The organism is Kineococcus sp. GCM10028916 (assembly GCF_042674865.1).
Classification (GTDB): domain Bacteria; phylum Actinomycetota; class Actinomycetes; order Actinomycetales; family Kineococcaceae; genus Kineococcus.
The window spans coordinates 265,838-291,257 of sequence record NZ_JBHTFM010000016.1 but is presented as its reverse complement, the minus strand read 5'-3'; the positions used below and the strand labels follow the sequence as shown (position 1 = coordinate 291,257).

General features: G+C 72.8%; 21 protein-coding genes. 11 read left to right on the top strand and 10 right to left on the bottom strand.

Translation table 11 applies throughout. The features are described from left to right. Positions 1–8 precede the first annotated feature (8 nt). Both ACFQ46_RS15205 and ACFQ46_RS15200 read right to left on the bottom strand, forming a co-directional pair. Positions 9–1,580 (bottom strand): alkaline phosphatase D family protein, encoded by a 1,572-nt coding sequence (locus ACFQ46_RS15205; RefSeq protein ID WP_380260223.1) that lies wholly within the window; start codon positions 1,578–1,580, stop codon positions 9–11. A gap of 23 nt (positions 1,581–1,603) precedes the next feature. Further along, the gene (locus tag ACFQ46_RS15200) at positions 1,604–2,419 is read right to left on the bottom strand and encodes an aminotransferase class IV (RefSeq protein WP_380260222.1); all 816 of its coding nucleotides are present in this window, start codon (positions 2,417–2,419) and stop codon (positions 1,604–1,606) included. Between the two features lie 31 nt (positions 2,420–2,450). Between ACFQ46_RS15200 and ACFQ46_RS15195 the strand changes: the two genes are divergently transcribed. After that, positions 2,451–4,466, top strand: coding sequence for a GMC oxidoreductase (locus tag ACFQ46_RS15195; RefSeq protein ID WP_380260221.1), 2,016 nt, complete (start codon positions 2,451–2,453; stop codon positions 4,464–4,466). A gap of 65 nt (positions 4,467–4,531) precedes the next feature. Here the strand turns inward: ACFQ46_RS15195 and ACFQ46_RS15190 are convergent, their stop codons facing one another. Next, positions 4,532–5,629, bottom strand: a complete 1,098-nt coding sequence (locus ACFQ46_RS15190; protein WP_380260220.1) for a Gfo/Idh/MocA family oxidoreductase — start codon at positions 5,627–5,629, stop codon at positions 4,532–4,534. Between the two features lie 62 nt (positions 5,630–5,691). On the opposite strand from ACFQ46_RS15190, the gene ACFQ46_RS15185 reads away from it, so the two are divergent. The 7 genes from ACFQ46_RS15185 to ACFQ46_RS15155 are packed head-to-tail and all read left to right on the top strand — an operon-like array spanning position 5,692 to position 13,274. Beyond that, positions 5,692–6,555, top strand: coding sequence for a DUF72 domain-containing protein (locus ACFQ46_RS15185; RefSeq protein ID WP_380260219.1), 864 nt, complete (start codon positions 5,692–5,694; stop codon positions 6,553–6,555). Between the two features lie 57 nt (positions 6,556–6,612). Further along, positions 6,613–7,665 (top strand): PhoH family protein, encoded by a 1,053-nt coding sequence (locus ACFQ46_RS15180; RefSeq protein WP_380260218.1) that lies wholly within the window; start codon positions 6,613–6,615, stop codon positions 7,663–7,665. Next, the gene (gene ybeY, locus ACFQ46_RS15175; protein ID WP_328295472.1) at positions 7,662–8,183 is read left to right on the top strand and encodes an rRNA maturation RNase YbeY; all 522 of its coding nucleotides are present in this window, start codon (positions 7,662–7,664) and stop codon (positions 8,181–8,183) included. Before ACFQ46_RS15180 ends, ybeY begins: the two co-directional genes overlap by 4 nt. A gap of 3 nt (positions 8,184–8,186) precedes the next feature. After that, the gene (locus ACFQ46_RS15170) at positions 8,187–9,515 is read left to right on the top strand and encodes a hemolysin family protein (protein WP_380260217.1); all 1,329 of its coding nucleotides are present in this window, start codon (positions 8,187–8,189) and stop codon (positions 9,513–9,515) included. Then, positions 9,508–10,422 carry a GTPase Era gene (gene era, locus ACFQ46_RS15165; protein ID WP_380260216.1) on the top strand — a complete coding sequence of 305 codons (915 nt, stop codon included), beginning with the start codon at positions 9,508–9,510 and terminating at the stop codon, positions 10,420–10,422. The genes ACFQ46_RS15170 and era overlap by 8 nt, the downstream gene beginning before the upstream one ends. Before the next feature lie 9 nt (positions 10,423–10,431). Then, a complete protein-coding gene (locus ACFQ46_RS15160; RefSeq protein WP_380260215.1) occupies positions 10,432–12,447 on the top strand; it encodes an alkaline phosphatase family protein in 2,016 nt (671 codons plus the stop codon). Continuing rightward, on the top strand, positions 12,444–13,274 hold the full coding sequence (locus ACFQ46_RS15155) for an MBL fold metallo-hydrolase (protein ID WP_380260214.1): 831 nt from the start codon (positions 12,444–12,446) through the stop codon (positions 13,272–13,274). Before ACFQ46_RS15160 ends, ACFQ46_RS15155 begins: the two co-directional genes overlap by 4 nt. Before the next feature lie 177 nt (positions 13,275–13,451). Here the strand turns inward: ACFQ46_RS15155 and ACFQ46_RS15150 are convergent, their stop codons facing one another. The 3 genes from ACFQ46_RS15150 to ACFQ46_RS15140 form a co-directional block, all read right to left on the bottom strand. Continuing rightward, positions 13,452–14,432, bottom strand: coding sequence for an aldo/keto reductase (locus tag ACFQ46_RS15150; RefSeq protein ID WP_380260213.1), 981 nt, complete (start codon positions 14,430–14,432; stop codon positions 13,452–13,454). Positions 14,433–14,518: 86 nt separating this feature from the next. Continuing rightward, positions 14,519–15,451 (bottom strand): aldo/keto reductase family oxidoreductase, encoded by a 933-nt coding sequence (locus ACFQ46_RS15145; RefSeq protein ID WP_380260212.1) that lies wholly within the window; start codon positions 15,449–15,451, stop codon positions 14,519–14,521. Continuing rightward, positions 15,448–16,335, bottom strand: coding sequence for an aldo/keto reductase (locus tag ACFQ46_RS15140; protein WP_380260211.1), 888 nt, complete (start codon positions 16,333–16,335; stop codon positions 15,448–15,450). Before ACFQ46_RS15140 ends, ACFQ46_RS15145 begins: the two co-directional genes overlap by 4 nt. A 76-nt stretch (positions 16,336–16,411) precedes the next feature. On the opposite strand from ACFQ46_RS15140, the gene ACFQ46_RS15135 reads away from it, so the two are divergent. Then, the gene (locus ACFQ46_RS15135) at positions 16,412–17,332 is read left to right on the top strand and encodes a LysR family transcriptional regulator (protein ID WP_380260210.1); all 921 of its coding nucleotides are present in this window, start codon (positions 16,412–16,414) and stop codon (positions 17,330–17,332) included. Here the strand turns inward: ACFQ46_RS15135 and ACFQ46_RS15130 are convergent. The 4 genes from ACFQ46_RS15130 to ACFQ46_RS15115 form a co-directional block, all read right to left on the bottom strand. After that, positions 17,275–18,039 carry a trans-aconitate 2-methyltransferase gene (locus ACFQ46_RS15130; RefSeq protein ID WP_380260209.1) on the bottom strand — a complete coding sequence of 255 codons (765 nt, stop codon included), beginning with the start codon at positions 18,037–18,039 and terminating at the stop codon, positions 17,275–17,277. The genes ACFQ46_RS15135 and ACFQ46_RS15130 overlap by 58 nt on opposite strands. A gap of 33 nt (positions 18,040–18,072) precedes the next feature. After that, positions 18,073–19,341 carry an enolase C-terminal domain-like protein gene (locus ACFQ46_RS15125; RefSeq protein ID WP_380260445.1) on the bottom strand — a complete coding sequence of 423 codons (1,269 nt, stop codon included), beginning with the start codon at positions 19,339–19,341 and terminating at the stop codon, positions 18,073–18,075. 111 nt (positions 19,342–19,452) lie between these two features. Beyond that, a complete protein-coding gene (locus ACFQ46_RS15120; RefSeq protein WP_380260208.1) occupies positions 19,453–20,376 on the bottom strand; it encodes a 5-dehydro-4-deoxyglucarate dehydratase in 924 nt (307 codons plus the stop codon). Positions 20,377–20,402: 26 nt separating this feature from the next. Beyond that, entirely contained in the window at positions 20,403–21,692 is a 1,290-nt protein-coding gene (locus tag ACFQ46_RS15115) for a glucarate dehydratase family protein (RefSeq protein WP_380260207.1), read from the bottom strand. A 277-nt stretch (positions 21,693–21,969) separates the two neighbouring features. Here ACFQ46_RS15115 and leuA point away from each other — a divergent pair, with 277 nt between their 5' ends. Then, positions 21,970–23,670, top strand: coding sequence for a 2-isopropylmalate synthase (gene leuA, locus ACFQ46_RS15110; protein ID WP_380260444.1), 1,701 nt, complete (start codon positions 21,970–21,972; stop codon positions 23,668–23,670). Between the two features lie 144 nt (positions 23,671–23,814). Next, entirely contained in the window at positions 23,815–25,395 is a 1,581-nt protein-coding gene (locus ACFQ46_RS15105; protein ID WP_380260206.1) for a GGDEF domain-containing protein, read from the top strand. Positions 25,396–25,420: the final 25 nt, after the last annotated feature.

Here is a 25,420-nt window from a genome sequence, read left to right as displayed (position 1 = left end):
CCACTCGCTCAACCCCGGGGCTGCAGCGTCCGGTTCCAGAGCGCCGCCCCCGCGATGTCGCGCAACGTCACCGTGAGCCCTTCGGTGTCTGGGTCGATCTCGACCTCACCGAAGAACTGCGAGCCCTCCAGCGGCGAGGTGTTCGCGTGCGGCGGAACGGACTGGAACACGACCTCCGGCCCGAACGTCGCGTCCAGCTCGCTGGGGCCGAAGGAACCCGCGTGCAGCGGCCCGGAGACGAACTCCCAGAAGTCGTCGAACTCCGTGAACGCCGCGCGCGAGGGGTCGTAGTGGTGGGCGGCGGTGTAGTGCACGTCCGCGGTGAGCCAGACGTGGTTGCGGACCCCGCGGTTCTTCAGCTCCCGCAGGATCCAGGCGATCTGCTGTTCCCGCCCGCGCGGCACCCCTGGGTCGCCCTGCGCGATCGCCTCGATCCCGTTCGACGCGGCGTCGGGGACGACGAGCCCGATCGGCATGTCGGCCTGGACGACCTTCCACCGCGCGGTCGAGGCGGACATCGCCTCCACCAGCCACTGCGCCTGCTCCGTCCCCAGGATCCCGCCGTCGGGACGGACCCCGCCACCGGCCCAACCCCACGGGTTCGCGTCGCGGTAGGTCCGCATGTCGAGGACGAACACGTCCAGCAGCGGGCCGAAGGAGAACTGGGAGTAGACCTTCCCGTCGCGGCGCGACGAGATCGGGACGTACTCGCGCCAGGCCTGCTCGCCGCGCATCCACAGCACGTCGACGCGCTTCTCCTGGTAGGCGTCGTCGTCGAGGATCTCGTGCGGGAACCAGTTGTTGTGCACCTCGTGGTCGTCCCACTGGTTCACCTGCGGGACCCTGGCGAAGAAGTCGCGGTACGCCTGGTCCTCCAGGTTGTACCGGAACGCCCCGCGGAAGTCGTCGAGGGTCTGCGCCACGTGCGACTTCGCCTCGGTGACGACGTTGCGGTAGACCCGGCCGTCCGGGAGGGTCACGTCGCCGGAGATGACGCCGTCGGCGTAGATGGTGTCCCCGGAGTGCAGGAAGAAGTCGGCGTCGCGTTCGGCCATCGACCGGTAGATGGGGAAACCCCCGAGGTCGGGGTTGCGGCCCCAGCCCTGACCGGCCTGGTCACCGCTCCAGAGGAACCGGATGCGCCGGTGGTCGCCCGTCGTGGGGGCGGTGCGCAGGAAACCCTCGAGCGAGTCGCCGTCCGGGCGGTGGGCGTCGGGTTCGCCGAGGACCACCCGGTAGGGGACGTCGGCGGCGGACGGCAGCCCGGTGACGTCGAGGCGCCCGGTGAAGTCGCTCGTCGCGGTGAGCAGCGGTCCGCGGTAGGTGCGGCAGTCGGCGCCGAAGGAACCCGTGGGGGAGACCTGGACGAACATCCGGGCGGTGCGGTCGGCGCGGGTCCAGATCGTCGCGGTGTTCGAGGTGACGTCACCGGACTGGACGCCGTGGGTGATGCTCGGCATCCCGGAACGCATCAGCCCGGGGACGAGCAGGCCGCTGCCACCGGCGGCGAGGAGCGAACGGCGCGAGAAGGGGGAGGAGGGGATCGACACCCGGCGAAGGCTGTCGGGTCCAGGTGACATCGCTGTGCAGGGCGGGAGAACTCTCAGTGAAGGGGTGGGCGTTCCAGTGCGACCTGCTGCAGGCGCCGGGTGAGGTCGGCGTCGCCCGGCAACGGGGTCCCGTCGACGCTGAGGACCGCCGCCGCGCCCCGCAGGCTCGAGAGCAGCCACACCCCGTCGGCGCGGAGGAGTTCCTCCGGGCGGCGCAGCACCTCGCGGGCGGGTCCGACCGCGGCCAGGGTGGTTCCCGGGAGGACCCCGCGCCCGGCCGGCACCGGGGTGTGCCACGCCCCGTCCAGGTGCCAGAGGAGGTTCGCCGTCGGCCCCTCCAGCAGGAACCCCTGCGCGTCCACGAACAGCGCGTCGTCGGCGCCGCGGCGGGCCGCCTCGCGCAGCGCGGCCCCGTTCACCGCGTAGGAGGAGGTCTTCACCGCGCCGAGCAACCACGGCGCGTCGGCCACCGCCACCGTCCCCCGGGCCAGGGTGGCGACGTGCACCCCGTCGCGTCCCGCCAGCACGGACGCGGGCAGGGGCCGGACCGTCGCCACCCCCGAGCCGCTGCGGGACAGGGAGAGACGCAGCACCGCCTCGACGCCGTCCGGTACCTCGTCCACGAGGGCCGCGCTCAGGGCGGTCCACCCGGCCCGGTCGAAGAACGTGTCGAGGGCGGCGGCCGACCGTTCGAAGCGGTCCAGGTGCTCCTCGAGCCGCACCACGTGCGCGGGCCGGCCGCCGTGGACCAGGATCGTCTCGAAGCACCCCTCGCCCCGCAGCGCCGCGTCGTCGGCCGGGACGACCGCGGCGTCCCACGCGACCTCCCCGGAGCCCAGGACCGCGGTGCGGGGGCGGACGGGGTTCACCGGGGCATCGTCGCACCCTAGGGTTCCCGGTGTGGTGGGCAGCGACGTGGCCGGACCGGGGTCCCCCGTGGACGGGGCGGTCCTGCGGGCCGTCCTGCGCGACGTCCTCGCGGTCGAGGACGAGGTGGCGGCGCGGGTCGCCGGCGACCTCTCGACCGTCCTGACCGTGGACCGCCCGGACTGGGCGGGCCGGGTCGGGGACGTGCTCGCCCGGGTCGGTGCGGGGTTCCCCGAAGCCGACGACGCGGAGTTCCGCTGGTTCGTCGACCTCGTCGCCGACGTCCACCTCGCGAACCCCTCGACCTGGCCGGACCTGCGGTGGCACCCCGGCCGGACCACGCCGATCGCCGGGGTCGACGACGTCGCCGCGGGTTTCCGCACCCCGGGCGAGGTCGGGGACCGCTACGACGTGGTGGTCGTCGGTTCCGGCGCCGGCGGTGGGGTCGCGGCGTGGAAGCTCGCGGAGTCCGGCCGTCGGGTGCTGCTCGTCGAACGAGGCGACTGGCCGGGCACCGCGGAACTTTCGCGCGACCACCTGCGCAACCCGCGGGCGGCGACCGGTCTGGACCCGCTGACCGGACCGCGCGGTGCTGAGGACCCGCGCACGCTGGCCGGTCGGGTGCTGCAGCCGGGGGACGGCGGGTGGAACGCCAACGCGATGCTCGTGGGCGGCGGCACCCGGGTCTACGGCGCGCAGGCCTGGCGGTTCGCCCCCGACGACTTCCGGATGGCCACCCGCTACGGGGTTCCCGACGGCAGCGCACTGGCGGACTGGCCCATCGGCTACGCCGACCTCGAGCCCTACTACGACGAGATCGAGTGGACCCTCGGCGTCAGCGGCCGGGCCGAGGGGGACACCGCGGCGGGGCCCCGGCGTCGGCCGTACCCCATGCCGCCGTTGCCGGGCGGGGTCCAGGAACGGCTGCTCGCGGCGGGGGCCTCGACCCTCGGCCTGAGCACGACGGCCGTCCCGCTGCTGGTGAACACCCAGGATTTCGGCGGTCGGGCGGCCTGTGCCCGGTGCGCGCAGTGCGTGGGTTTCGCCTGTCCCGTCGACGCCAAGACGGGGACCCACAACACGGCCGTGCCGTGGGCGGTGGCGAGCGGGAACTGCGACGTCGTGCCCGGCGCGCGGGTGGACCGCGTCCTGCCCGGGACCGCCGGCCGCGTCGCGGGGGTCTCCCTCGTCGGGACCCTCGACGGCGTCGCCTGGCGGCGCACCGTCCTCGCGGAGGAGGTCGTGCTGGCCGCCGGGGCCGTGGAGACGGCGCGGGTGCTGTTGACGAGCGCGCACGACGGCGACCCGGCGGGGATGGGCAACGCCACCGACCAGGTCGGGCGCCACCTGCAGGGCCACGTCTACGGCGGGGCCACCGCGGTGTTCGCCGAGGAGGTCGTGGACCTCCTCGGGCCCGGGCCGGCCATCGCGACCGGCGACTTCCGGCACGGCAACCCCGGCCTCGTGGGCGGCGGGATGCTCGCGAACGAGTTCGTCCCCACGCCCGCGGGCACCCGCCGGGCGCTGGTGGCGGCGGGTTTCCTCCCGGCGTGGGGACCGGCCGCCCGCTCCGGGCTGCGGGAACTGGCCCGGCACCTGGTGCAGGTCGTGGGACCGGCGCAGGAGGTCACGCTCGCGTCGTCGCGGGTGCGCCTCGACCCCCGCGTGCGGGACGGTTCCGGGGTCGCGGTCGCGCGGTTCTCGGGCGGCATCCACGACGAGGACCGGCGGACCCAGGAGTTCCTCTCGGCCCGGGCCGCGGACTGGCTGTCGGCCTCCGGCGCGTCGCGGGTGGCGCGCCGCCCGCCGCCGGGCCCCGGGCCGAGCGGCGGTCAGCACCAGGCGGGGACCGCCCGGACGGGAACGGACCCCGCGCGTTCGGTGACCGACCCGTTCGGACGGGTCTGGGGCTACCGGAACCTCCGCGTCGTCGACGCGTCCCTGCACGTCACCAACGGCGGGGTGAACCCGGTCCTGACGGTCCTCGCCGGAGCCGCCCGGATCGCCGACGACATGGTCCGGGGGAGCACCCGCCGCTCGCCCGCCTGATCACCGTCGGGCATCACCGTCGGGCATCACCGTCGGGCATCACCGTCGGGCATCACCGTCGGGCATCACCGGCCGAGCGCCCCGGCCCACGCCTCGCCCGCCGTCCGCACCGGCCCGCCCGTGGCCAGCGCCTCGGTGATGGCCAGCGACAGCAGCTGGTCCTGGGCGGCCTCGGCCAACGGGTACGGTCCGGGCCCCTCACCGCGGGCCCAGGTGCCCGCGCGCTCCAGCAGCGTGGCGACCGCGATCTCCTCGTCGGAGAGGCGCGCCCCGACGTAGGGGTTGCGGAACAGGACCTCCCCGTCCGCGGAGAGGACGTCGAGGTCGAAGCCCTGGACGTCCTGGTGGTGCCCGGTCTGGCGACGCTCGATCGAGGACGTCAGCACCGTGGTCGCGTCCGCGAGGCGGACGAGGCGGTCGTCGACCAGCTCCCCGAGGCTGCCGCGCACCACGAGCCGCCGGTGGCGCAGCGGGTTGCGGGTCTGGGTCTCGGTGAAGTCGTAGAGCGCGCTGCGGCCGTCGCCGAAGTCGAACGTGGCGATCGTGGTGACCTGGGGGCGCGGTGCGGCGTTCCCGGTCCAGCCGGCGCGGGTGATCGGGTCGGCCAGGGGGGCCGTCGTGGCGCTCGCCACGACCCGGGCGGGCTCCGCGCCGAGACCCAGGAACCCGCGGACCACCGAGGTGGCGTGGTGCAGCTGGGTGGAGGACACCTGGACCGAGGTCGGGGTCCCCAGCGAACCCTGCCGGACCAGCTCGAGGCGGGCCGCGTTGTGCGGGGACAGCAGGTACTGCTCCGCCACCTGCACCCGGGCGTCCGGCCCGGTCGCGTCCCAGAACGACCGCAACCCGTCCAGGTCGGCGGCCGGCGGGGTCTCCGTCAGCACCGCGGCGCCCCGCTCCAGCAGCTCCACCACCAGCCCCGGGGCGGCCGCGGCGGCCACCGAGACGACGACGAGGTCCGGGGCGGCGCCCAGCAGCCCGTCGAGGTCGCGGTGGACGGGGAGCCCCCGCGCGGTCGCGGTCGCCGCGGCGGCGTCGCTGCGGACCAGGACGCCGCTCACCTCGAAGTGCTCCGGCAGCCGCGCCACCAGGTCCAGGTGCAGACCGGCGCGGAAACCTCCCCCCGTGAGGGCGATGCGCGCGGGTCGGGTGGGGAGGCTCACCCCGCCGACGGTAGTGGCGCCAGGACGCGTGTCCACCCGGCCGCACGGGGTAGCTGGACCCCGTGAGCGTGCGCATCGGCATCTCGGGGTGGAGCTACCGCGCCTGGCGGGGAGACTTCTACCCCGCGGGCCTGCGCCGGCGCGACGAGCTCGCCCACGCCGCGGCCCGGCTGTCGACGATCGAGATCAACGGGTCGTTCTACTCGCTGCAACGCCCGACGACCTACGCGACGTGGCGCGAGCAGACCCCCGACGGGTTCGAGTTCGCCGTCAAGGGCGCCCGCTTCGTCACCCACCTCAAGCGGCTGCGCGACGTGGAGCGCCCGCTGGCCAACTTCTTCGCCTCCGGGGTGCTGGCCCTGCAGGACCGGCTGGGACCCGTGCTCTGGCAGCTGCCCGAGAGCGTGCACTACGACGAGGAGGTCGTGGCCACCTTCCTCGCGCTGCTGCCCCGGACCGTCGGGCAGGCCGCGGCCCTGGCCCGGCGCCACGACGAGAGGCTGCCACCGGAGCGGGCGCTCACCCGGGCACCGCGGGGCTTCGCCGGACGGCGCCTCCGCCACGCCCTGGAGTTCCGGCACGAGTCCTTCTGCACCGAGGAGGCGCTCGCGCTGCTGCGCGCCCACGACGTCGCCTGCGTGGTCGCCCAGTCGGCCGGGCGGTGGCTGCAGGCCGAGGCCGTCACCAGCGACCTGGTCTACGTCCGCCTGCACGGCGACGAGGAGCTCTACAGCAACGCCTACTCCGACGCGGCGCTGGACGCCTGGGCCGCGAAGGTCCGTGCCTGGTCGCGCACCGCGGACGTCGTCGTCTACTTCGACAACGACGCCCACGGCCACGCTCCGCACGACGCGTTGCGGCTGGCCGCCCGGCTGCCGGAGGCGGACACGGGGAACGCGGAGGCCCTCCGGGCGAGGGCTCGTTAGGATCGGGGACGACAGCGCACCCCTCAGCACGGAGGCGAACTGCCCCACAGGGCGATCATGGCCAGCACCGACCGCACCCCCGAACCCTCGGCCCAGACCTCGGCCGTGACCCGTCACGTCATCGTCGTGCCGCCCGAGGTCGCGATGGTCTCCCTGCTCGGCGCCCGCGACGAGCTGTTGCGGGTCCTCGAACGGGCCTTCCCCAAGGCCGACGTCCTGGTCCGCGGCAACGAGATCACCGTCTCCGGCGCCGCCGGTGAGGTCGCCCTCGTCGAGCGCCTCGTGGACCAGATGACCGCCGTCCTGCGCGCGGGTCAGCCGTTGTCCCCGGACGCCGTCGAACGCTCCGTCTCCATGCTGCGGGCCCAGGCCAACGGCACCGGCGACGACCGTCCCGCCGACGTCCTGACCCTCAACATCCTCTCCAGCCGGGGTCGCACGATCCGGCCGAAGACGGTCGGCCAGAAGCGCTACGTCGACGCCATCGACGAGAACACCATCGTCTTCGGCATCGGCCCGGCCGGTACCGGCAAGACGTACCTCGCGATGGCGAAGGCCGTGCAGGCGCTGCAGGCCAAGCAGGTCAACCGGATCGTGCTGACCCGCCCGGCCGTCGAGGCGGGGGAGCGGCTCGGGTTCCTGCCCGGCACCCTGACCGACAAGATCGACCCCTACCTGCGTCCGCTCTACGACGCGCTGCACGACATGCTCGACCCCGACTCGATCCCGCGGCTGATGGCGGCGGGGACGATCGAGGTCGCGCCGCTGGCCTACATGCGCGGGCGCACCCTCAACGACGCGTTCATCATCCTCGACGAGGCGCAGAACACCTCCGCCGAGCAGATGAAGATGTTCCTGACCCGTCTCGGGTTCGGCTCGAAGATCGTCGTCACCGGCGACGTGACCCAGGTCGACCTGCCCAGCGGGACGGACTCGGGGCTGCGCGTCGTCCAGGACATCCTCGAGGACATCGACGACGTGCACTTCTCGCGGCTGACCTCCACCGACGTCGTCCGCCACCGCCTGGTGTCGGAGATCGTCGACGCCTACGAGCGCTACGACGACACCCGCCCCGCCCGCCACGGCGGTCACGGGGGCCGCAGCCGATGAGCATCGAGGTCGTCGACGAGAGCTCGTTCGCGGAGGGCCGCGGCGTCGACACCGTCGAGGTCTCCCACCTGGCGCGCTACGTGCTGGAGGAGATGCGGGTCCACCCGCTGGCGGAACTGTCGGTCCTGATGATCGACACCGAGGCGATGTCCCGGCTGCACGTGCAGTGGATGGACGAACCCGGCCCCACCGACGTGATGTCGTTCCCCATGGACCAGCTCCGTCCCGGCCGCGAGGGCCGCACCTCCGAGCCGGGTCTGCTCGGCGACGTCGTCGTGTGCCCGGAAGTGGCTGCCGCGCAGGCGAAGGCCTCCGGTCACGCCACGGCCGACGAGGTCCTGCTGCTCGTGACCCACGGCATCCTGCACCTGCTCGGCTACGACCACGCCGAAGCCGACGAGGAGCGCGAGATGTTCACGCTCCAGCGACGCCTGGTGCTGGGGTTCCTGGCCCGCATCGGTCGCCCCGGTGACCCGACCCCCACCGTCGGCCACCGCGCGCTGCCGTCGGGGGGCTGAGCGGTGGGTGCGCCGGCCGTCCCGCTCCTGCTCCTGGCGCTCGCGCTCCTCTTCGCCGGCGGACTCGTCGCCGCGGCCGAGTCGGCGATCGCCGGCACGTCGCGACGCCGGGCCCGCGATCTCGAGGCCGACGGGCGCCGGGGCGCCCCGGAACTGGGCCGGGTCCTGGAGTCCGCGGCCTCGGTGCTCACCGTCGCGACGCTGCTGCGCGTCGTCTGCGAGACCCTCGCCGCGGTCTGCGTGACCGTCGCGGTGGCGAGCTGGACCGGTTCCTGGTGGCTCGTCCTGCTGCTGGCCGGTCTCGGGATGTCGGCGCTGGACTTCGTCCTCGTCGGCGTCGGTCCGCGAACCCTCGGGCGGCTCCACTCCGAGTCCGTGGCCCTGCGCGCCGCGCCCGTGCTGGTCCGCCTGACCACCGTCCTGGGGCCGGTGGCCCGGGCGCTGGTCGCCGTCGGCAACGCCGTCACGCCCGGGCGCGGACTGCGGCACGGACCGTTCGGTTCCGAGGCCGAGCTGCGCGAGATCGTCGAGCTGGCCGGGGAGACCTCGGTCATCGAGGCCGGTGAGCACCGGATGATCCACTCCGTCTTCGAGTTCGGCGACACCCTCGTCCGCGAGGTCATGGTGCCGCGCACCGACATCGTGTCGGCTCGCCGCGGCACGGGGCTCTACGAGGTCGAGGCCCTGTTCCTGCGCTCGGGCTTCTCCCGGATGCCCGTCGTGGGCGATGACTCCGACGACGTCCTGGGCGTCGTCTACCTCAAGGACGTCGCCCGCCGCTTCCACGCCGACCCCGACGCCGCCCGCGCCGAGCGGGTCGAGAGCGTCGTCCGCCAGACGGTGTTCGTCCCCGACAGCCTGCCCGTCGACGACCTGCTCAAGCAGATGCAGCGCGACACCACGCACGTCGCGATCGTCGTCGACGAGTACGGCGGGACGGCCGGTCTCGTGACGATCGAGGACGTGATCGAGGAGATCGTCGGCGACATCGCCGACGAGTACGACCGCGAGGCCCCCGAGGTCGAACCGTTGCCCGACGGGGGTTTCCGGGTCTCCAGCCGCCTGCACGTGGAGGAACTGGGCGACCTGTTCGAGAAGGAGATCGAGGACGAGGACGTCGACACCGTCGGCGGGCTCCTCGCCAAGACCCTCGGGGAGGTCCTCGTCCCCGGCGCCGTGGGCGAGGTCCACGGGTTGCGGCTGGAGGCCGACGGACGCGTCGGCCGCCGCAACCAGGTGCGGACGGTGCTCGTGCACCGCCTGCCCGAACACCCCGAGGACGCAGAGTCCGAACTCGTCGACGACCACGCCGGAGGGCACCAGAATGACTGAAGAGACCACCCCCCACCGGTCCGGGTTCGCCTGTCTCGTCGGGCGACCGAACGCGGGCAAGTCGACCCTGACCAACGCCCTCGTCGGCCAGAAGGTCGCGATCACGTCGTCGCGACCGCAGACCACCCGCCACACCGTGCGGGGCATCGTGCACCGCCCGAACGCCCAGCTCGTCCTCGTCGACACCCCGGGTCTGCACCGGCCCCGCACCCTGCTCGGGCAGCGGCTGAACGACCGGGTCCACGAGACCCTCGCCGAGGTCGACATCGTCGCGATCTGCATCCCCGCCGACGAGAAGATCGGCCCCGGGGACAAGTTCATCGCCGAGGCCCTGGGCAGGATCCCGCGCTCCACGAAGATCGGCCTGGTCACCAAGACGGACAAGGCCTCCAAGCAGCAGGTGGCCGAACAACTGCTGGCGCTGGTCTCCCTGGGCGAGCAGGTGCTCGGAGGTTTCGCCGACGTCGTCCCCGGGTCGGCCAAGACCGGCGAACAGGTCGACACCGTCGCCGACGTCCTGCTCGGGCACCTGCCCGTCGGGCCGCGGTTGTACCCGGACGGGGAACTCACCGACGAACCCGAGTCCGTCATGGTCGCCGAACTCGTCCGCGAGGCCGCGCTGGAGGGGGTCCGCGACGAGCTCCCGCACTCCCTCGCGGTCGTCGTCGAGGAGATGAACGAGGGCGACAACGGTGTGCTGCAGATCTTCGTGTGGCTCTACGTCGAACGCGATTCCCAGAAGGGGATCATCATCGGCAAGGGCGGCGCGCGGTTGAAGGACGTCGGGACGAGGGCTCGCCGCTCGATCGAGGCCCTGCTCGGGACCCGCGTCCACCTCGACCTGCGCGTGAAGATCGCGAAGGACTGGCAGCGCGACCCCAAGCAGTTGCAGCGCCTCGGGTTCTGAGCGCCTTCGGTGCGCACCTGGTTCGCCTTCACCGCCCGCGACACCCGGGACCTGCTGCTGTCGTTGCTGCCCACGGCGTTCGCGCTGTGGATCAGTGCGCACCTGGTCGCCGGGGTGGAGGTGTCCTCGCCGTTCTGGCTGCTCGCCTCCGCCGCGGTCCTCGCGGTCGGTGACCTGGTCGTCCGCCCGTTGCTCGGCCCGCTGGTCGCCTTCCTCGGCCCGCTGCCGACGGTCCTCATCGGGGTCTCCGTGCAGCTGCTGCTGCTGCACACGGCGCTGACGGTGGTACCGGGTCTCGACCTGCGTGACCTCAACGCCCTGTGGTTGGTCTACTTCTGGACCGGGCTGGTGGCCGTCGTCGCCCGCTGGGTCATCGGGGCCAACGACAGCCGGTGGGTGGTGCGGGAACTGCTGCGCCACCGGCCGCGTCCGCCGGGGGAGGCGTGCCCGCCGGGGTTGCTCGTCGTGCAGGTCGACGGGCTCTCGATGCCGTTGCTGCAGTTCGGTTTGCACTCGGGAACGCTGACCACGATCGCGCGGTGGCTGCGCGAGGGCAGTCACCTCGCGGAGGGCTGGCGCGCGGCGCTGCCGTCCACGACCCCGGCCAGCCAGGCGGGGTTCCTGCACGGCAGCACCGAGGACGTCCCGGCCTTCCGCTGGTGGGACCCGGAACTGCGCCGGGTGCTGGTCTCGAACCGCCCGGCGGACGCCGCGATCATCGAGGGACGGGTCCGGGCCGCGGCGCACGCCGCCGGGCGCACCGGGCTGCTGGCCCGCGACGGGGCCAGCATCGGCAACGTGTTCTCCGGCGAGGCCGGCCACGCGCACCTCGTCGTCTCCACCTCGCGGGCGGGGGGATCGGGGCGCCCCTACCTGCGCTACGTCGCCCGTCCGTTCGTGGTGCTGCGCAGCCTGCTGCTGACGGTCGGGGAGATCGTCAAGGAGCTCTACCAGGGCTGGCAGCAGCGGGTCCGTCGCGTCGAACCGCGCATCCCGCGGCGCGGCTGGTACGTCCTGCTGCGCGCGGTGACGAACACCCTGCTGCGTGACCTCAACGTCGTCCTGGTGGCGCAGGAACTCTCCGCCGGGCGCTCGGTGGTGTTCGTCGACTTCCTCGACTACGACGAGGTCGCCCACCACGCCGGCGTGGCCCGGGCGGAATCGCTGGACGCCCTCGCCGGGATCGACCGGGTGCTGCAGACGCTGGCGGACGTGGCCGCGGCCGCGCCCCGCGACTACCGCGTCGTCATCGTCTCCGACCACGGGCAGGCGCAGGGGCCGACGTTCGAGCAGGTCTCCGGGCGGCACCTGCGCGACCTCGTCTACGACCTGATGGACCGCGAGGGCCCCACCCACCCCGTCGTCACCACGGCCGCCGGGGAGGAGATGCGGGGCCGCGTCGACGTCCTGGTCCGCGACTTCGCGACGTCGACCCGGGCCGAACTGGTCAGCAACCGGCACGAGGAGGTCGTCGCCTCGGGACGCGACTCCGTCGTCGTCGCGACCGCCGGCTGCACCGCCCTGCTCTCGATGCCCGACGCACCGCAGGGGCGGCTGGACCTGGACGAGGTGGACCGTCGCTGGCCCGCGCTCGTACCGGGTCTGGTCGAGACCCGCGGGGTGGGTTTCGTCGTCGGCCGTCGCGACGAGGAGGTCGTCGCCGTCGGTCCCGAGGGTGAGCACCACCTCGTCTCCGGCCGGGTGGAGGGAATCGACCCGCTGCTCCCGTTCGGGCCGCGCGCCGCCGGGGAACTGCTGCGGATGATGCGGTTCGCCACCGCTCCCGCGCTCTTCGTGCACTCCACGGTGGACCCCGTCTCCGGTGAGGTCCACGCCTTCGAGGAACAGGTCGGCTCGCACGGCGGACTCGGTGGGTGGCAGACCGAGGCGGTGCTGGTGCACCCCGCGGAGTGGAAGGTCGCCGAGGACCTGCGCGACCGGTCCGTGCCGGGGGAGGCGCCGATCGTCGGGGCGGCGACGATCCACGAACAACTGGTCCGCTGGATGAAGGAGGTCGACCTGTGAGCGCGTCGTTGCGGTGGCTGGGACACTCGACGGTGACGCTGGACGTCACCCGTTCCGCCGGGAACCTGCGCATCGTCACCGATCCCGTGCTGCGTCCGGGGTTGGGGCACCTGCGGCGGCGTCCCCCGACGCCCGCGCCGTCGGCGTCGGCCGGGTGCGACCTGGCCCTGGTCTCCCACCTCCACCACGACCACCTGGACCTGCCCTCGCTGCGACGGCTGCGGCCGGCGGTGCTCGTGACCCCGCCGGGTTCCTCGGACTGGGTGCGCTGGAAGCTCCGCGTTCCCGCGACCCGGGTGCTTGAGGTCGCCGTCGGGGCCACGGTGGAACTCCCGTTCGCCTCCGGTGCGGTGCAGGTGAGCGCGTTGCCCGCCCACCACACCGGCCACCGGACGGGAGCCCGGTTCAGCCGGGCCCCGGAGGCCGTGGCCGTGGAGCACCTCGTGCGGATCCCCGGGACCTTCCCGGAGCGCGACCCCGACGACCTGCTGGTCTGGGCCGTCGGCGACACCGGTGAGTTCGAGGAGTCCGACGCGGTGCTCGCCGCGGGGGGACGTTCCCCCGACGTCGCCCTCGTCCCGGTGGGGGGCTGGGGTCACACCCTCGGCCCGCACCACCTCGACCCGCAGCAGGCCGCGGACCTCGTCGCGCGGGTCCGGCCGGGAACCTCGATCCCCGTGCACTGGGGGACGCTGCACCCCGTCGCGCTGGGCGCGACCATGGGGGACCGGTTCGTGGAACCCGGCCGCCGCTTCGTCGCCGAGGCCGCACGCCGCGGCGTCACCGGCGCGGTGCAGTTGCCCGTCGGGGGTTCGCTGACCCTCTGAGGAGCAGGGTTGCGCGACGTGCGGCAGGTGCCGACGTCCGCGACCTCCGGCGTGCCGGTCCCCTCACCGCCTCCGACGCCGAGCGCCTGGTCCGCGAGGCCCGCCGGGTCCCGCGCTGAGACGCGAACGGCCCGCCACCCCGAGGGGGCGGCGGGCCGTTCGTCGTCCGGGGACCGCTCAGAAGAACGTCGGCTGGCGCAGGACGTAGTGCTCCTCGAGCGCGGTGACCTCGTCGTCGGTGAGGTCGACGTCGAGGGCGGCGACCGCGTCGCGGAGGTGGTGCACCTTGGTCGCCCCGACGATCGGTGCGTCCACGACCGGATTGCGCAGCACCCAGGCCAGCGCGACCTGCGCCATCGACACGCCACGCTCGCCGGCGATCCGCTCGATCGCGTCGACGATGCCCTTGTCGGTGTCGAGGCGGACGGGGTTGCCCTTGGGGTCGGTCTGCGGTTCGTCCCCGGCGCGCGCGGTGCTCTGCTCGCTCCACGGGCGGGCCATCTTCCCGGCCTGCAGCGGACCCCAGGGGATGGAACCGACGCCCTGGTCGGCCAGGAGGGGGAACATCTCCCGCTCCTCTTCGCGCTGGGCGAGGCTGTACTGGTTCTGCATGGAGACGAAGCGCGTCCACCCGCCGAGGTCGGCGGCGCTCTGCAGCTTCGCGAACTGCCAGGCCCACATGCTCGAGGCGCCGAGGTAGCGGACCTTGCCGGCCTTCACGACGTCGTGCAGGGCCTCCATCGTCTCCTCCACCGGGGTGGCGGGGTCGAAGCGGTGGATCTGGTACAGGTCGATCCAGTCGGTCCCGAGGCGTTGCAGGGACGCGTCGACCTGCTCCAGGACGGCCCGGCGCGAGAGCCCGGACTGCCCGGGACCGGGACCCATCTCCCCGAACAGCTTGGTCGCCAGGACGACGTCCTCGCGGCGGGTGTACTTCCGGATCGCCTCACCGGTGACGCGTTCGGAACTACCGCGGCCGTAGACGTTGGCGGTGTCCCAGAACGTGATGCCGAGTTCGACGGCCTCGCGGAAGATCGGCTCGGCGCCCTCGGCGTCCAGGGTCCAGGTCTGCTGCTCGTTGCCGTCGCCGAAGCTCATGCAGCCGAGGACGATCCGGCTCACGGTGAGGCCGGTCGGGCCCAGGTGGGTGTGTTCCACGGTGTCTCCTCGGGGGTTCGCGGGGGCGTGCGACGGCACCGCCGCCCGGGGGGCGGGGGCGGCGGTGCCGAGTGGGGGGAGGGTGCTCAGGGGACGCGGTAGCCCGCGGCGCGGAACAGTTCGTACCACTCCGCCCGGGTCAGGGCGAGGTCCGAACCCTGGGCCGCGGCCCGCACCCGTTCGGGGTTGGTCGTGCCGAGGACGACCTGCATGTTCGCCGGGTGCCGGGTGATCCAGGCGGTGGCGATCGCGATGGTGGGAACGTCGTACTGCTTCGCCAGGCGGTCCAGGACGGCGTTCAGTTCCGGGTACTTCGGGTTGTCCAGGAAGACCCCGTCGAAGAACCCGGCCTGGAACGGCGACCAGGCCTGCACGGTGATGTCGTGCAGGCGGCAGTAGTCGAGGGTTCCGCTGTCGCGGGAGATCGACTGGTCGAGGCCCTGCATGTTCGAGGCGACGCCCTGGGCGATGAGCGGGGCGTGCGTGATCGAGAGCTGCAGCTGGTTCGCGACCAGGGGCTGCGTGACGTGCTTGCGCAGCAGGTCCATCTGGCCGGGGTTCTGGTTGGAGACCCCGAACGCGCGGACCTTGCCCGCGGCGTGCAGTTCGTCGAACGCCTTGGCGACCTGCTCGGGTTCGACGAGGGCGTCGGGACGGTGCAGCAGCAGGACGTCGATGTAGTCCGTGTTCAGCGCCTTCAGCGAACCCGTCACCGACGCGATGATGTGCTCGTAGGAGAAGTCGAAGTACGGGCCGTCGGGGACGATCCCGGCCTTGGTCTGGATGATGGTGTTCTCGCGCTCGGAGGAGCTGAGGGTCACCGCCTCGGCGAACCGCTCCTCGCACTTGTGCATCGAGCCGCCGTAGACGTCGGCGTGGTCCAGCATCGTGATGCCGACCTCACGACCGGTCGCGACGAGGGTGCGGATCGCCTCGTCGTCCATCTCGGCGATGCGCATCAGGCCGAGGACGACGTTGGGCACCTGCAGGTCGGTTCCACCCAGGGGGAGGGTCTTCACGAACGGGCTCCTTCGGAGAGGCGGGTGATCTCGTCGGCGGTCAGTTCGAGGTCGGCCGCGGCCAGGGAGTCCTGGATGCTGGCCGGGCGGGAGGAGCCGGGGATCGGCAGGACCACGTCGGCGAGGGCGAGTTCCCAGGCCAGCGTGACCTGCTGGGGGCTGACGCCGTGGGCCTGCGCGACCTCGGCGAACACCGCGTGGTTCGACCCGAGGTCGGCGGCGTTGGAGATGCCGCCCAGCGGCGACCACGGCAGGAACGAGACGCCGAGCGAGGCGCAGTGCTCCAGCTCGCCCTGGCTGGAGCGGAACGCGGGGGAGAACTGGTTCTGCACCGAGGTGAGGCGGCCGCCGAGGAGGCGGTCGGCCTCGTCGATCTGGGCGACGTCGGCGTTGGAGATGCCCGCGCGGACGATGACGCCCTCGTCGAGGAGTTCCACGAGCGCGCCGATGGAGTCGGCGAAGGGGACGTCGGGGTCCGGGCGGTGGAACTGGTAGAGGCCGATGGCCTCCACGCCGAGGCGCTTCGCGGAGGCCTTGGCAGCCTCCTTGAGGTAGGCGGGGTGGCCGTTCTTGGTCCAGGACCCGTCGCCGGGGCGCAGGTGGCCGCCCTTGGTGGCCACGACCACGTCGTCGGTGGGGGAGCCGTACGCACGCAGGGCGCGGGCGATGAGCGACTCGTTGTGCCCGACCTCGTCGGCGTCGCGGTGGTACGCGTCGGCGGTGTCGATGAGCGTCACGCCCGCCTCGAGGGCGGCGTGGACGGTGGCGATCGCGCGGTCGTCGTCGGGACGACCTTCGATGGAGAGGGGCATCCCGCCGAGTCCGATGGCGGAGACCTGGCGGGTGGTGGGGGATCCGGGGCGTCCGAGGCTGCGCTGCTTCACGTCTTCGACCCTAGGAACCCATCGGCCAGAAGTCCAACATCTGCTCCTTCTCGTTCGCAGAAGTAGGATTCATGGCATGGACCTCCGGCAGATGCAGTACGTCGTCGCCCTCGCCGACGAACGGCAGTTCACCCGGGCCGCCGCCCTGAGCGGAGTGTCGCAGTCGGGTCTGTCCGCCGCGATCCGGACGCTCGAGGACGAACTGGGGACGGCGCTGTTCGCCCGCAGCCCCCGCGTGGTGCAACCGACCGACGCGGGACTGGCGCTGCTGCCCTTCGCCCGCACGATGCTGGCCCAGGCCACCGCGGCGCGCGACGCCGTCGTCCAGGCCACCCAGCGGCTCTCCGGGACGTTGCGGGTCGGGGCCGAGCAGTGCCTCGGCGTCGTCGACGTCTCGACGTTGCTCGAACGGTTCCACCGCCGGTTCCCGCAGGTCGAGATCCACTTCGAGCAGGCCGGGTCGCACGACCTGCTGGGGCGGTTGCGCGAGGCGGAGCTGGACCTCGCCTTCGTGGCGACGACGGAACACCTCGGGGCGCTGTCCGCGGACGAGCTCGGGCGCGAACCGCTCGTGCTGCTCACCCCGCCCGAGCACCCGCTGGCCGGGCGCTCCGTCGTGGAGTGGAGCGAACTGGCCGGCTTCCCGTTCATCGACTTCGTCCCCTCGTGGGGGGTGCGACCCATCACCGACGCCGCCTGCGCCGCCCACGGCGTGCACCGGCGGGTCCGCTTCAGCGTCGGCGACGTGCACGCGCTGCTCGACCTCGTGGGCCGGGGCCTCGGCGTCGCGATCGTGCCGCGTCACGTGGCCGCGAAACCCGAGGCGACCCGGCTGTCGGTGGCGGCGATGCCCGCCGACACCCCGGAGTGGATCGTCTCCGTCGTCACGTCCCCGGGGTCGTCGCCGGCCCCGCAGCTGCTGGAACTGCTGGAGGTCGATCAGGCGGGGACGGTGGAGACCGCGAACGTGCGCAGGAACGGGAACGGCGTCCCGTAGTCGCGCGCCGGGTACGCCTCGCGGAGCAGCGCCGCGTACTCGCGCTCGAACTCCACGGCGCTCTCGGCGTCGAGGGCCTGCAGGACCGGGCGCAACCCCGTGCCGCGCACCCACTCCAGCACCGGGTCCGGGCCGGGGAGGACGTGCTGGTACTCCGTCTGCCACACCTCGGCGAGGAGTCCGGCCCCCGCGAGGAGGTCGAGGTACTCCTGGGGCGTCGCGACGGACTCGGTGCCGCGCAGCACCCCCGCCAGCCGGTGGCGCCACGGCGGGGACTCGGCGAGTTCACGCATGAGGCGGTGCGAGGGGGCGTCGAAGTTCGACGGGACCTGGAAGGCGAGCCACCCGCCGGGGACGAGCTGGGACGCCCACCTCCGCAGCAGGTCGCGGTGCTCGGGAACCCACTGCAGGACGGCGTTGGAGACCACGACGTCGACGCCGGTGGCGTCGAAGTCCTGGGCGCTCGCGACGCCGAACTCCACGCCCGCGTGGGTCGGGGCCTTCGCGATCATGTCGGGGGAGGAGTCGAAACCCCGCACCCGGGCCCCCGGCCACCGCTTGGCCAGGGTGGCCGTGAGGTTCCCCGCCCCGCAGCCGACGTCGACGACCTCACGCGGCGCCTTCGCCTGGATCTGCGCGACCAGGTCGCCGAACGCCCGGGAGCGCGGGGTGGCGAACCGGGCGTACTGACTGGGATCCCACTTCACGGTCCCGACCCTACGCCTGCACCCCTCGGGTGGTCAGCGGTCGAGCGCGGGACGCTTCGGGTCGAACGTCCAACCGGGGTGCAGGAACTGCATGGCGATCGCGTCGTCGCGGGCTCCGAGACCCTCGCGCTGGTACAGCTCGTGCGCCGCCGCGACACGTTCCTCGTCGAGTTCCACCCCCAGGCCGGGGGTGGTGGGGACGTCGAGGTGGCCGTCGCGGATCGGGAACGGTTCCTTCGTGAGGCGCTGGCCGTCCTGCCAGATCCAGTGCGTGTCGATGGCCGTGACGTCACCCGGCGCGGCGGCCGCGACGTGGGTGAACATCGCCAGCGAGACGTCGAAGTGGTTGTTGGAGTGCGAACCCCAGGTCAGACCCCACGCCTCGCACAGCTGGGCGACCCGGACGGATCCGGCCATCGTCCAGAAGTGCGGGTCGGCGAGCGGGATGTCGACGGCGCCGGCGCGGACGGCGTGCCCGAGCTGGCGCCAGTCGGTGGCGACCATGTTCGTCGCCGTTCGCATCCCGGTCGCCCGCTTGAACTCGGCCATCACCTCCCGTCCGGAGTACCCGCCCTCGGCCCCGCACGGGTCCTCGGCATAGGCGAGGACATCGCGCAGGTCGCGGCCGTGGCGGATCGCGTCGGCCAGCGACCAGCCGCCGTTGGGGTCCAGGGTGATCCGGGCGTCGGGGAAGCGCTGCGCGAGCGCGGTGACGACCTCGACCTCCTGCTCGCCGGGGAGGACACCGCCCTTGAGCTTGAAGTCCGCGAACCCGTACCTCGCCTGCGCCGCCTCGGCGAGGCGCACGACGGCCGCGGCGTCCAGCGCGGGTTCGTGCCGCAGCCGGGACCAGTCGTCGGCCGCGTCCGGTTCCTCCCGGTAGGCGAGGTCGGTCGTGCTCCGGTCGCCGACGAAGAACAGGTACCCCAGGGCCTGGACCCGGTCCCGTTGCCGTCCCTCCCCGAGGAGGTCCGCGACGGGGACCTCCAGGAACTTCCCGAGCAGGTCCAGCAGCGCCGCCTCGAACGCCGTGACGACGTGCACGGTGGTGCGCAGGTCGAACGTCTGCGGGCCGCGTCCGGCGGTGTCGCGGCCGGCGAAGGTGCGCTGCACCTCGGCCAGCGTCTCGCGGTACCGCGCGAGCGGGCGTCCCACGACGAGACGGCCCGCCTCGACGAGCGTGGTGCGAATCGCCTCCCCGCCGGGAACCTCACCGACGCCGGTCCGCCCGTCGGAGTCGGTGAGGACGACGACGTTGCGGGTGAAGAACGGGGCGTGGGCACCGGAGAGGTTGAGCAGCATGTCGTCGTGGCCGGCGACCGGGACGACCCGGAGGTCGACGACGACGGGGGTGCCGCTCACGAGTCCGGTTCCGTCGCCAGCGGGGCGAGGTCGCCGGTCAGCTCCACCACGTCAGACCACCCTCGTGACCAGGTCGCTCAGTTCGGCCAGTTCGCCCGCGGTGAGGTCGACCAGCGGCGGGCGCACGGGACCGGCCGGCCGGCCGGCGGCGGTCATCCCGGCCTTCACGATCGAGACCGCGTACCCGTTGGTCCGGTTGCGGATGTCGAGGTAGGGGATGACGAACTCCCGCAGGCGGTCGTAGACGCCGTCGCGGTCCCGGGCGGTGACCCGGCCGTAGAAGTCCAGCGCCCACTGCGGAGCGAAGTTGAAGATGGCCGACGAGTACGTGGTGGCCCCGAGTTCCAGGTAGGGCAGGGCGTAGGTCTCGGCCGTGGGCAGCCCGCCGACGTAGACGAGGCGGTCGCCGTGGGTGGCGTACAACGTCGCCATCAGGTCGATGTCGCAGATGCCGTCCTTGAACCCGATGAAGTTCGGGAACTCCTCGACCAGCCGGTTCACCGTCGCCGCCGTGAACCTCGCGTTGGCCCGGTGGTACACGACGACGCCGAGGGACGTCGCCCCGCAGACGGCGGCGACGTGCTGGTACAGCCCCTGCTGGGTGAGTTCGTTGAGGTAGGGCGGCAGGACGAACACACCGTCCGCACCGGCCGCCTCGACGGCCCGGGTCATCTCGACCGCGGTGGACGTGCCGTACCCGACCGGGCCGACGACGGGGCTGCGGTGCTCGTTGGCCTCGACCGTGGCGGAGACGACCTGCAGGACCTCCGCGATCGTCAGCGCCGGGAACTCGCCCGTGCCGCCCGCCGCGAACAACCCCGACGCGCCGAACCCGCTCAGGTGGGTGACGTGGTCGCGGTAGCCGGCCTCGTCGAAGCTGAGGTCGGTGTGGGTGTGGGTGACGGGGAAGGAGAGGAGACCGGAGCCGAGGGCGGCGCGGAGGTCGGTGGGGGCGAGGTCGCTGGGCTGGGTCACGGGATCTCCGGTTCGGGGGGTGGGGTTCACCAACGGGCGGTGTTCGGGCGGAAACCCGGGTCGACGGTGCGCATGTAGGTGGTGTCGTCGCGGTTGCGGATGCCGCACGCCAGGTACTGCTCGTGCAGCCGGGCGAGCGCGTCCCGGTCGAGTTCCACCCCGAGGCCCGGGGTGGTCGGCACCTTCACCGCGCCGCCCGCGAAGGTGAGCACCCCGGGGAGGACGACGTCGTCCTCGGGCCGTTTCCACGGCCAGTGCGTGTCGCACGCGTAGTCGAGGTTCGGGGTCGCGGCGGCGAGGTGGGTCATGGCGGCGAGGCTGATCCCGAGGTGGGAGTTGGAGTGCATCGACAACCCCATCCCGAACACCTCGCAGATCCGGGCCAGGTCCTGCGAGCGGCGCAGCCCGCCCCAGAAGTGGTGGTCGGAGAGGACGACCTGGACGGCGTCCTGCGCGACCGCCGGGGGGAGGTGTCCGAAGGCGACGACGCACATGTTGGTGGCCAACGGCATCCGCCCCTGCAGCTTCGCCGCGACGGCCGCCATGCCCTCCAGGCCGGGGGTCGGGTCCTCGAGGTACTCCAGGACCCCGTCGAGCTGCTCGGCAACCCGGACCGACGTCTCCGGGGTCCACGCGCCGTTGGGGTCCAGGCGCAGCGGCAGATCGGGGAACTCCGCGCGCAGGGCCCGGATCGCCTCGATCTCCTCGGCCGGCGGGAAGACCCCGCCCTTCAGCTTGATCGCGGTGAACCCGAACTCGTCGACCATGCGGCGGACCTGGGCGACGACCCCGGCGGGGTCGAGGGCCGCGCCCCAGCTGTCGTCTTCCTGGCCGGGGTGGGCGGCCCACTTGTAGAACGCGTAGGCGCTGTAGGCGACCTCGTCGCGGACCCTCCCGCCGAGGAGGTCGCTGACGGGGCGGCCGACGAGCTTGCCCTGCACGTCGAGGGCGGCGACCTCGAACGCCGCGACGACGCGGTCGGCGGTGTTGGAGGTGGTGATCTGCAGGCCCGTGCCGTGCCCACCGGTGGTGGTGTCCCCGCGGAGGGAGTCCACCACCGCGCGCTGCAGCGCGTTCAGGTCGAAGACGTCGAGACCCCGGAGCCGGACCGCGGCCGCGCGGAGGCGGTCGAGGTGGGCGGCGTCGCCGTAGCTCTCGCCGAGTCCGTGGACGCCGTCCTCGGTCTCGACCTCGATGACGCTGCGCAGGGCGAAGGGTTCGTGGACGCCGACGTTGTTGAGCAGGGGGAGGTCGCGGAAGGCGACCGGGGTGATCTCGACCCGGGTGATCCGGCTCGTGGTGCTGCGGCTGGGCATGTCCGTCCTTCGTCATCGGCAGGAGGTGACGCCATCGTGCCACACGTCCACATCTGCGGACAACGATTGCGGACGTGACACACGACATGGTTGCCGTTCTCCCCGCCGGTGGGGGTACGGTGGCCTCGTGGCTCGTCTGGAGAACCTCCTCCTTCGTCGCCGCGGCGGGGCCAGCTAGGCCGGTCTCCCCGTCGCGGGACCTCGTCGTGCGTGCCGGCCGCCCCACCAGAGCCGCCCATGAGGAGCAGAAGTGCAGAACACCCAGAACCCCAGTCCGATGCCGTTCGGCAAGTACGTTCCCTTCCACGAGCAGATCACCGTGGAACTACCGGACCGCACCTGGCCGACCAAGCGCATCGAGAAGGCTCCGCGCTGGTGCGCGGTGGACCTGCGCGACGGCAACCAGGCCCTGATCGACCCCATGAACGCCGAGCGCAAGCTGCGGATGTTCACGCTGCTCGTCGAGATGGGCTACAAGGACATCGAGGTCGGCTTCCCGTCGGCGAGCCAGACGGACTTCGACTTCGTCCGCACGCTGATCGAGAACGACCTCATCCCCGACGACGTGCGCATCCAGGTCCTGACCCAGGCCCGCGAGCACCTCATCGAACGCACCTACGAGTCCCTGCGCGGGGCGAAGCAGGCGATCGTCCACCTGTACAACTCCACCTCGGTGCTGCAGCGCCGCGTCGTCTTCGGCAGTGACGAGGACGGCATCGTCGACCTGGCCCTGCAGGGGGCGCGGCTGTGCCGGAAGTTCGAGGAGACGATCCCGGACACGACGGTCTACTACGAGTACTCCCCGGAGTCCTACACGGGCACCGAGCTCGAGTTCGCCGCCCGCATCTGCAACGCCGTCATCGAGGTCTTCGAGCCGACCCCCGAGCGCCAGGTCATCGTCAACCTGCCCGCCACCGTCGAGATGACGACGCCGAACGTCTACGCCGACTCCATCGAGTGGATGTCGCGCCACCTCGCTCACCGCGAGAACGTCCTGCTGTCGCTGCACCCGCACAACGACCGCGGAACCGGCGTCGCCGCAGCCGAACTGGGCTACCTGGCCGGTGCGGACCGCATCGAGGGCTGCCTGTTCGGCAACGGCGAGCGCACCGGCAACGTCGACCTGGTGACCCTGGGCCTGAACCTGTTCAGCCAGGGGATCGACCCGCAGATCGACTTCTCCGACATCGACCACGTCCGCCGCACCGTCGAGCACTGCAACCAGCTGCCCGTCGGCGAGCGCGTGCCCTACGGCGGCGACCTCGTCTTCACGGCCTTCTCCGGCTCCCACCAGGACGCCATCAAGAAGGGGCTGGAGGCGATGGAGCGCGACGCGGCGGCCGTCGGGAAGACCGTCGACGAGATCCCGTGGGCCGTTCCCTACCTGCCGATCGACCCCAAGGACGTCGGGCGTTCCTACGAGGCCGTCATCCGGGTCAACTCCCAGTCGGGCAAGGGGGGCGTGGCCTACCTGCTGAAGGCCGAGCACCAGCTCGACCTGCCGCGCCGGCTGCAGATCGAGTTCAGCCGCGTCATCCAGGAGCACACCGACGCCCAGGGCGGCGAGGTCTCCTCGAAGCAGATCTTCGACGTGTTCTCCGACGAGTACCTGCCCTCGAAGACCGGCACCCCCGACTGGGGCCGGTTCGCGTTGCGCGGCACCCGCTCCGTGAGCGTGGTCGACGGGGCGGACACCCTGGAGGTCGACCTCTACGACGGCGGGGTGGTCACCACCGTCCAGGGCACCGGCAACGGCCCCATCGCGGCGTTCTGCGCGGCGCTGGGGGAGCAGGGCGTCGACGTCCGCGTCCTCGACTACGCCGAGCACGCGCTCTCGGCCGGTGGCGACGCGCAGGCCGCGGCCTACGTCGAGTGCGCCGTCGACGGGCGCGTCCTGTGGGGTGTGGGCGTGGACCACAACATCACCACCGCGTCGCTGAAGGCCATCGTCTCCGCGGTGAACCGCGCTCGGCGCTGACGCCCGGCCCCTCTCGCCCCGTGATCTCGTGCGGTGTCCCCCACCAGATCACGGGGCGAGGTGGTTGAACGTGCATCTAGAAGATTCAGCCACGCTCCGCGATCGCACCCGGTAAGATCTGTCACCACGTGTGATCGTGGCGGTGTGATCGAAGGGGGCGCGGTGGGCAACGAGCTCGAGGTCGTCAGTCCGTTCGGACCCTTCGACGCCCTCGCGGAGTCCGCGCACCGCCTCTACCTCGACGGCTACGGCGAAGCCGCCATCGCCGCCAGCCGCGAAGGCCTCCTCTTCACCGAACTCGCCGGCGACGAACGCACCGCCCGCTACCTGCAGTTCATCTGCGGGGTCGCGCTGCACCAGCTCGGTCGCGCCGCCGAGGCCAGCGAAGAGGCCGGCCACCTGCTGCGCCGCCTCGGCACCGACGCCGAACCCGTCTGGCGCGCCAAGGCCCTCGCCCTGCTCGCCGAGTCCCGCGTCGACCTCGGCATGACCGCCCTCGCGATGGACCACCTCGCCGAGGGCCAGCTGATCGTCTCCGCCCAGCCGATCCGCACCTACGACCACCTCTCGGCCACGATGTCGGTCGCGCTCGCCCTCAACGCCCTCGCGCTCTTCGAACCCGCCGACGAGCTCATGGTCCAGATGCTCGCCCTCACCTTCCCGCCCGCCCGGGTCCGGCTCAACGTCGCCCAGGAAGCCGCCGTCCTGCAGGTCGCGTGGGGCGCCATGCTCGAGGTCGCCGGCCGCGCCCCGGAAGCCTGGCCGCACTACACCGTCGCCCTCGCCCGCGCCGCCCGCATGCGCGCGCTCGCCCACGAGGTCGGCTACCCCGAGATGCTCGCCCGCGCCGAGGCCATCGAGGCCTTCGTCCTGCAGCGCACCGGGCAGACCGACCTCGCCCAGGGCCGGCTGCGGCCCGCGATGGCCGCGTTCCGGCTGCGCGAGGAACTCGCCGAGACCCAGATCGCCCGCATCGCCATGGCCCAGGCGCGCGCCGACGCCGGCGACCAGACCGAGGCCGCCGAGCTCCTCGCCGCCGTCCAGCGCGTCTCCTCCTCCACCCAGCTCGACGTCTGGGGCCTCACGGCGCTCGCCGTCCGGGCGCGCAACGCCGTCCTGCGCGACGGACGCAGCGAGGCCGCGGACGCCCTCGAGCTCCTCGCGCAGATCTCGCTGTCGCGGCTGTGGGAGGACCGGGAGAGCCGGTTCGAGGCCCTGCAGGACCGCATCCAGCAGCGCGAGATGGCCGAGCAGCACGAGCGCATCGGGCGCGCCGCCCTCGTCGACCCGATGACGGGTCTCGGCAACCGCCGCCGGCTGCAGCAGGTCCTGGAGCGCCCCGACCAGCGCTTCAGCGCCGTCCTGCTCGACGTCGACCGCTTCCGCGCCGTCAACGACGAGCACGGCCACGACGCCGGCGACGCCGTCCTGCAGCGCATCGCCGACCTCCTGCAGCGCAACGTGTCCGACGACGACATCGTCGTCCGGTTCGGCGGTGACGAGTTCGTCGTCCTGGTCCCGGGCAACCGGAACGCCGAACCGACCGCCGAGCGCCTCCTCGAGGTCGTGCGCAAGGAACCGTGGCTGGAGATCTCCCTCGGGTTGCGGGTCACGGCGTCGGTGGGGTTGGCCGGGCCGGCCTCGGCCGCCGAGGCCCTCGCCGGCGCGGACGCCGCCTGCGACGTCGCCAAGCGCGCCGGGCGCGACCGCCTCGTCACCGCCTGACCCCTCCGGGTGGGGGACGCCTAGA